This is a genomic window from Deinococcus radiopugnans ATCC 19172, from assembly GCF_006335125.1.
GTDB lineage: Bacteria > Deinococcota > Deinococci > Deinococcales > Deinococcaceae > Deinococcus > Deinococcus radiopugnans.
The window spans coordinates 1-4,336 of record NZ_VDMO01000053.1; the positions used below are offsets into that span (position 1 = coordinate 1).

General features: G+C 64.4%; 4 protein-coding genes. All 4 read right to left on the reverse strand.

The window, feature by feature from the left end:
• Nucleotides 1-139: 139 nt before the first annotated feature.
• The 4 genes from ilvC to ilvB are packed head-to-tail and all read right to left on the reverse strand — an operon-like array spanning nucleotide 140 to nucleotide 3,964.
• Entirely contained in the window at nucleotides 140-1,150 is a 1,011-nt protein-coding gene (gene ilvC, locus FHR04_RS20505) for a ketol-acid reductoisomerase (protein ID WP_139405032.1), read from the reverse strand.
• Nucleotides 1,151-1,210: 60 nt separating this feature from the next.
• On the reverse strand, nucleotides 1,211-1,630 hold the full coding sequence (locus FHR04_RS20510; protein WP_249039248.1) for a four helix bundle protein: 420 nt from the start codon (nucleotides 1,628-1,630) through the stop codon (nucleotides 1,211-1,213).
• Nucleotides 1,631-1,634: 4 nt separating this feature from the next.
• Entirely contained in the window at nucleotides 1,635-2,243 is a 609-nt protein-coding gene (ilvN, locus tag FHR04_RS20515) for an acetolactate synthase small subunit (protein ID WP_039684152.1), read from the reverse strand.
• Nucleotides 2,240-3,964 carry a biosynthetic-type acetolactate synthase large subunit gene (ilvB, locus tag FHR04_RS20520; protein ID WP_052195676.1) on the reverse strand — a complete coding sequence of 575 codons (1,725 nt, stop codon included), beginning with the start codon at nucleotides 3,962-3,964 and terminating at the stop codon, nucleotides 2,240-2,242. The genes ilvN and ilvB overlap by 4 nt, the downstream gene beginning before the upstream one ends.
• Between the last annotated feature and the right edge of the window lie 372 nt (nucleotides 3,965-4,336).

A 4,336-nucleotide genomic window follows, 5' to 3' on the forward strand; every position in this document is an offset into this window, starting at 1 on the left:
TTTGACACCCTGCACGACTTTACTGAGACCCTCGCTCAGCAGTGCGCCTGGTTGGAGACCCAACCCGATCTCCTTTCCCAGCACACCCTCTTCCATTGGTGGCCTTTGTTAAGGAATTAATCGGATTTCGTATAAATGCTTACACTTCCAGCTCTTTCTTGGAAATGAAGGGCATCATATCGCGCAGTTCCTTGCCCACGGTTTCCAGCTTGTGGTCGCGCATCTTGGTGCGCTGCTCGTTCATGTACGGGAAGCCGTTCTCGGCGTCGTCAATGAACTTCTGGGCGAATCGGCCTTCCTGAATGTCGCTCAACACGTCTTTCATGGTGGCCTTGGTGTCGTCGGTAATGATGCGCGGCCCGGTCACGTAGTCACCGAACTCGGCGGTGTTGGAGATGCTGTGGCGCATGCCCTCGAAGCCTTTCTCGTAGATCAGGTCCACGATCAGCTTGACCTCGTGCAGGGTTTCGAAGTACGCGATTTCCGGCTGATAGCCCGCCTCCACCAGCGTCTCGAAACCTGCCTGAATCAGGTGGGTCACGCCGCCGCACAGCACGCTCTGCTCGCCGAACAGATCCGTTTCGGTCTCTTCCTTGAAGGTGGTTTCCAGCACGCCCGCGCGGGTGCAGCCGATGCCGCGCGCGTAGGCCAGCGCGATGTCGCGGGCGTTGCCGGTGGCGTCCTGGCCCACGGCGAAAATGCCCGGCATCCCCGCGCCGTCAGCGTACACACGGCGCAGCATGTGGCCGGGGCCTTTGGGCGCCACCAGGAACACGTCCACGCCCGCTGGCGGCTTGATGCGCCCGAAGTGGACGTTGAAGCCGTGCCCGAAGGCCAGCGCCTTGCCGTCGGTCAGGTGCGGCTCGATGCTCTCGGTGTAGGTCTTGGGCTGGTTCTCGTCGGGAATCAGGAGCATCACCACATCCGCCTCTTTGGTGGCGTCCTCGATGCTCGCCACGCGCAGCCCGGCCTGTTCGGCCTTGGCGCGGCTGCTGCTGCCGTCGCGCAGCCCCACCACGACATTAAAGCCGCTGTCCCTCAGGTTCTGCGCGTGCGCGTGCGCCTGCGAACCGTAGCCGATGATGGCGATCAGTTTGTTCTCGATGGGGGCGGTGTCCACGTCTCGGTCGTAATACATTTTTGCAGCCATTGGGGGATTCTCCTACAGGTGGGCATGTCTAACCGTCTAACTGTCTAACCGTCAAACCGCTTAGGGACTCGGTGGGTTGAGTTTTTTGATCAGGGACATGAGTCTGGCGGTGAGTTCGTGGGCCTGCGTTCGCACAGTTCGGTGATCGTCTGGGAGAAGATAATTCAGGGATTCGGCGATCTGGCAGGCGGCCATGACTTCAAAGAGTGAGCCTCTGGCGATCATCAAAAAACGGACAAATTCCTTGTCGCCGCCACGCCCGCGTCCCTCAGCGATATTCAGGCTGACGGACGCCGCCGCTCGGCGAAGCTGATTCGTCAGCCCAAAACGCTCGTCTGCCGGAAAAGGCCTGGTCACGCGGTAAATGTCTGTGGCAAACGCCACCGCCAGCCGATAGACCTCTAGCTGCTCAAATGGAAAATAACGCTCCTCCATCTTTTCAAAGCGGTTAGACGGTTTGACCGTTTGACGGTTGGACATTCCGTCAGAAGAGATTCGGCACCCCGCGCGCCCGCTCCTCCCGCGCCTCCAAGCCTTCCAGCGCCGGGCGCAGCGTCTCGGACTCGCCGCTGTGGTAGATGTGGCTGGCGATGTCCGCGTTGCTGCCGCGCGTCAGGGCGATGCGGCCCGTCCGCATGGTTTCCAGAATGCCGAAGGGGCGCATCTGCTCGATGAACGCAGTGACCTTGCCCTCGTCGCCGGTCACCTCGAAGGTCAGGGCGTGGCGGCCCACGTCCACAATCCGGCTGCGGAAGTCCTCGGCGATCTGGCGCACCTCCACGCGGCTCTCCGGGGTGATCGCCACCTTGACCAGCACCAGTTCGCGGTCGACGTACTTTTCCAGGCTGTGGTCAATGATCTTCACCACGTCGTGCAGCTTTTCCAGCTGGCGGATGGCCTGCTCCACCACCCCCCGGTCTCCGTGAACCACGATGGTCATGCGCGAGACGCCGGGGTGTTCGGTGTTGCCCACGCTCAGGCTCTTGATGTTGTAGCCGCGCCGCCCGAACAGCGCCGTGATGCGGGTCAGCACGCGCGGCTCGTCGCGCACCAGAATGGACAGCAATTGATCGTAGGGGACGGGTTCGGTCATGCGTCGCTCACCTCATTCATGGGCACCTCGTTCATAGGGGCGTCGGCCAGCTGGGCTTTCAGCTCGGCGGCCCGCTTGGGATCGGATTCGATCATCTCGTACAGCGCGGCCCCGGCAGGCACCATCGGGAAGACGCCGTGTTCATGCGGCACCACCACTTCCAGCAGGGCGGATTTGGGGTCATTCAGCCACGCGTCAATCGCGGCGGGTAACTCCTCGGCGCTGCTGGCGCGGTAGCCCGGCACGTCGTAGGCGTCGGCCAGTTTCAGGAAATCGGGGTTGCTGTCGCCCAGCCACACTTCCGAGTAGCGCTTGCCGTGGAACATCTCCTGCCACTGCCGCACCATGCCCAGGTACGAGTTGTTGATGATGCAGATCTTGACGTTGCGGATGTCGTACATCTTCAGTGTGGCGAGTTCCTGCGCCGTCATCTGGAAGCCGCCGTCGCCCGCGATGACCACGCTGCGGACGCCGGGTTCGGCCATGCCCGCGCCGATGGCCGCCGGGAAGCCGAAGCCCATCGTGCCCAGCCCGCCGGAGTTGAGCCAGCGCCGGGGCTTCTCGAAGCGGGCCAGCTGCGCGCACAGCATCTGGTGCTGCCCCACGTCGCTGCTCAGGATGTCGTCCGGGGTCAGGCGATCCACCACGGCCTTGACCGCGTAGCCCGCGCCCCAGTGTTCCGGGGTCTCGTTGCGGCCCCGCCACTCCTGAAGCTGCGCCGTCCACTCAGGCCAGACGCCCTTCACGGCCCCCTCGGTCAGTCGGGCGGCGGCCACCTTGGCGTCCCCGCGCACCGGCACGTGCGTGCGGATGATCTTGCCGATCTCGGCGGCGTCCAGCTCGATGTGGATGATGGCGGCGTTGGGCGCAAAGCCGTTGACCCGCCCGGTCACGCGGTCATCGAAGCGCAGGCCGATGCCCAGCAGCACGTCGGCCTCGCTGATGGCGCGGTTGGCGGCCACGCTGCCGTGCATCCCCGGCATCCCCAGCCACAGCGGATCGCTGGCGGGAAAGGCGCCCAGACCCATCAGCGTGGTGATCACCGGGATGTCCCAGGCGCGGGCCAGCGCGGTAATTTCGGCGGACGAATCCAGCGAGCCACCGCCCACCATCATCACGGGCTTTTTGGCACTCCTGAGCAGCTCCAGCGCCCGCTCAATGGCCTCGTCGGCCGGGGCGGGAATCTCGGGGCGGGCGTGTGGTTTGGGAATCTGGCCGGAGTACGCGGCCAGTTGCACGTCCTTGGGGATGTCCACCAGCACGGGGCCGGGACGTCCGGTGCGGGCGATGCGGATGGCCTCCGCGATGATCTGGGGCAGTTCCTCCACGTCGCGCACCACGTAGTTGTGCTTGGTGATCGGCAGGGTGATCCCGGTGATGTCGGCCTCTTGGAAGGCGTCGGTGCCCATCAGGTGCCGGGCCACGTTCCCGGTGATCGCCAGCAGCGGCACGCTGTCCATCATGGCGTCGGCCAAGCCCGTCACCAGATTGGTGGCGCCGGGGCCGCTCGTCGCCAGGCACACGCCGATCTCGCCCGTCGCCTTGGCCCAGCCTTCCGCCGCGTGGGCCGCGCCCTGCTCGTGGCGGGTCAGCACGTGGCGCACTTCCGGGTAAAAGGTCAGCGCGTCGTACACCGGCATGATCGCGCCGCCGGGGTAGCCGAACACGGTGGAAATGCCGTGATTCGCCAGCGTGGCCCACAGCGCCTTGGCGCCGGTCATCTCGCCCCTGTCCGGGGTGGTGCTGTTCAGGTCTTGCCCGCTCCGTTCCTGCCCGTCTGCTTGCCCCATAAAGCCTCCTAAAAAAATCCCCCCGCCTCGGCTGGGGCGGGGGGTGTGCGGCATGGCGCGTTGCTCAGCCTCGAAAACCCCCGACGCTGAGAATTACCACCACGAGATTCGCACTCATGCCGTGCAGTTTACGGGTTTGGGGAGGGGGAGAGGGAAGAGGGCTAGATAAGGAGTTGGTCCTCTGTACCGGACATCTTAGCTTCAAGCCGCTCCTGATGCGTGAAACGGCGTGCTCAGTAGCCTGACCAACTCAGGTAACTCGGGCAGGTTCCACCGCAGCGCATGGCACAGCTGTTCCGCGCC

Coding starts and splice junctions, on each gene's coding strand:
- ilvC (WP_139405032.1), bottom strand. CDS start 1,150: ATGGCTGCAAAAATGTATTACGACCGAGACGTGGACACCGCCCCCATC.
- FHR04_RS20510 (WP_249039248.1), bottom strand. CDS start 1,630: ATGTCCAACCGTCAAACGGTCAAACCGTCTAACCGCTTTGAAAAGATG.
- ilvN (WP_039684152.1), bottom strand. CDS start 2,243: ATGACCGAACCCGTCCCCTACGATCAATTGCTGTCCATTCTGGTGCGC.
- ilvB (WP_052195676.1), bottom strand. CDS start 3,964: ATGACCGGCGCCAAGGCGCTGTGGGCCACGCTGGCGAATCACGGCATT.